This window comes from Pseudoflavonifractor hominis (genome assembly GCF_014288125.1).
GTDB classification, from domain to species: Bacteria; Bacillota; Clostridia; order Oscillospirales; family Oscillospiraceae; genus Pseudoflavonifractor_A; species Pseudoflavonifractor_A gallinarum.
This window is the reverse complement of sequence record NZ_JACOPR010000020.1, coordinates 2,501-5,587: the sequence shown is the minus strand read 5'-3', so window position 1 is coordinate 5,587 and position 3,087 is coordinate 2,501. Positions and strand designations below refer to the sequence as shown.

2 tRNA genes and 1 rRNA gene (1 of these 3 running past the window's edge) are annotated in these 3,087 nt (G+C 52.3%); all 3 read right to left on the bottom strand.

Annotation, left to right across the window (positions count from 1 at the left end):
- Positions 1-4 precede the first annotated feature (4 nt).
- Positions 5-79: transfer RNA gene (locus H8S34_RS14830), tRNA-Glu, on the bottom strand.
- Positions 80-81: 2 nt separating this feature from the next.
- Positions 82-157, bottom strand: a tRNA-Lys gene (locus tag H8S34_RS14825).
- A gap of 114 nt (positions 158-271) precedes the next feature.
- Positions 272-3,087, bottom strand: a 23S ribosomal RNA gene (locus tag H8S34_RS14820); it runs 25 nt beyond the window's last position.

The window sequence follows — 3,087 nt, the reverse complement described above, 5'->3', positions numbered from 1 at the left end:
AAATTGGTGACCCGTACGGGAATCGAACCCATGTTTGCGGCGTGAGAGGCCGCCGTCTTAACCGCTTGACCAACGGGCCATTGGTGCACCTTCAGGGATTCGAACCCGGGACCCACTGATTAAGAGTCAGTTGCTCTACCAACTGAGCTAAAGGTGCATACTTTCTTTCGAGAAAGAATGTATCCCGAAAAAGTGGGGTGCTCACTGCACCCTCAAAACCGAACAATGTAGTTGATTTCATACTCCACAAGCGCCTGCATTGCTTCTTGTTAAGGTCAAGCCCTCGGCTTATTAGTACCGGTCAGCTGCATGTGTTACCACACTTCCACCTCCGGCCTATCAACGATGTAGTCTACATCGAGCCTTACCTCATAAAGAGTGAGAGATCTAATCTTAGGGGGAGTTTCACGCTTAGATGCTTTCAGCGTTTATCTCGTCCAGACGTAGCTACCCAGCCGTGCCCTTGGCAGGACAACTGGTACACCAGCGGTCTGTCCATCCCGGTCCTCTCGTACTAAGGACAGCTCCCTTCAAATCTCTTACGCCCGCAACAGATAGGGACCGAACTGTCTCACGACGTTCTGAACCCAGCTCGCGTGCCGCTTTAATTGGCGAACAGCCAAACCCTTGGGACCGAATACAGCCCCAGGATGCGACGAGCCGACATCGAGGTGCCAAACCTCCCCGTCGCTGTGGACGCTTGGGGGAGATCAGCCTGTTATCCCCAGGGTAGCTTTTATCCGTTGAGCGACGGCATTTCCACTCACATACCGCCGGATCACTAACTCCAACTTTCGTTACTGCTCGACCCGTCGGTCTCGCAGTTAGGCTCGTTTATGCGTTTACACTCACTGCACGATTTCCGTCCGTGCTGAACGAACCTTTGAGCGCCTCCGTTACCTTTTTGGAGGCGACCGCCCCAGTCAAACTGCCCACCTAACAGTGTCCCCCGACCGGATTCACGGCCGCAGGTTAGAAAACCAGCAAATCAAGGGTGGTATCCCAAGGGTGACTCCATACGAGCTGACGCCCGTACTTCCAAGTCTCCCACCTATCCTGTACATGATTTACCGATTTCCAGTATTAAGCTACAGTAAAGCTCCATGGGGTCTTTCCGTCTAGTTGCGGGTAACTGGCTTCTTCACCAGTACAACAATTTCGCCGGGTGGGCTGTTGAGACAGTGCCCAAATCGTTACGCCATTCGTGCGGGTCAGAACTTACCTGACAAGGAATTTCGCTACCTTAGGACCGTTATAGTTACGGCCGCCGTTTACTGGGGCTTCAATTCAAACCTTCGCTTGCGCTAAGCTCTCCTCTTAACCTTCCAGCACCGGGCAGGCGTCAGCCCATATACGTCATCTTTCGATTTAGCATAGACCTGTGTTTTTGGTAAACAGTCGCTTGGGCCTTTTCACTGCGGCCTCCCGTAGGAGGCGCCCCTTATCCCGAAGTTACGGGGCCAATTTGCCGAGTTCCTTAACAACCCTTCTCCCGTTGGCCTTAGGATTCTCTCCTCATCTACCTGTGTCGGTTTGCGGTACGGGCGCCTTAGTATACCTCACGCCTTTTCTCGCCTCTGGACATCGAAGACTTCCCTACTATATTTCGGTCCCTTACGCCCGGGTCAACCAACGCCCGGGTTCTCCTATTCCAAAGTGTCAGCGTGCTTAAAGTTCGGCGGCTACGGAATTTCTACCGTATGTGCATCGACTACGCCTTGCGGCCTCGCCTTAGCTCCCGGCTTACCTTGGGCGGACGAACCTTCCCCAAGAAACCTTAGATTTTCGGCCATTATGATTCCCACATAATTCTCGCTACTCATTCCGGCATTCTCACTCGAATACAGTCCACCGCTGCTCTCGCTACGACTTCACCCCATATTCGACGCTCCCCTACCCCTGTCTTACGACAAGCCCAAGCTTCGGTTACATGCTTAGCCCCGTTATATTTTCCGCGCAGAGTCACTCGACCAGTGAGCTATTACGCACTCTTTTAATGAGTGGCTGCTTCTAAGCCAACATCCTGGTTGTTTTCGCAACTCCACATCGTTTTCCACTTAGCATGTATTAGGGACCTTAGCTGTGGGTCTGGGCTGTTTCCCTTTTGACAATGAAACTTATCTCACACTGTCTGACTGCCAACCATCAATTATCCGGCATTCTTAGTTTGATAGGGTTCAGTAACCTTATCGGCCCCTAGCCCATTCAGTGCTTTACCTCCGGTAATCTAAGTTGACGCTAGCCCTAAAGCTATTTCGGGGAGAACCAGCTATCTCCGAGTTCGATTGGAATTTCACCGCTATCCACAGGTCATCGCCGATCATTGCAACGAGCGTGCGTTCGGTCCTCCATGGGGTTTTACCCCCACTTCAACCTGCCCATGGATAGGTCACCCGGTTTCGGGTCTATTGCCACTAACTTCATACGCCCTATTCAGACTCGCTCTCGCTTCGCCTCCGGTACTGAATACCTTAAGCTTGCTAGTGACAATAACTCGCCGGACCATTCTACAAAAGGTACCTCATCACCCTTTAACGGGCTTTGAGTGCTTGTAAGCACAAGGTTTCAGGTTCTATTTCACTCCCCTCCCGGGGTCCTTTTCACCTTTCCCTCACGGTACTGCTCCTCTATCGGTCATCAGGTAGTATTTAGGCTTGGAGGGTGGTCCCCCCAGTTTCCCACCGGGTTTCACGTGTCCAGTGGTACTCTGGATCCTCACTGATAGAAGTCGTCTTTCGCCTACGGGACTATCACCCGCTACGGTTGGCCTTCCCATACCATTCGGCTAAACTATTCTACCGTTGTGTGAGTCCACAACCCCGGAGAATAAATCCTCCGGTTTGGCCTCTTCCGCGTTCGCTCGCCACTACTAGCGGAATCTCGGTTGATTTCTCTTCCTCGCCCTACTTAGATGTTTCAGTTCAGGCGGTTCCCTTCCTACGCCTATTTGATTCAACGCAGGATGCTGGAGTATTGCTCCAGCGGGTTTCCCCATTCGGAAATCTCCGGATCAAAGCTCATGTGCAACTCCCCGAAGCTTATCGCAGCTTGTCACGTCCTTCATCGGCTCCTGATGCCAAGGCATTC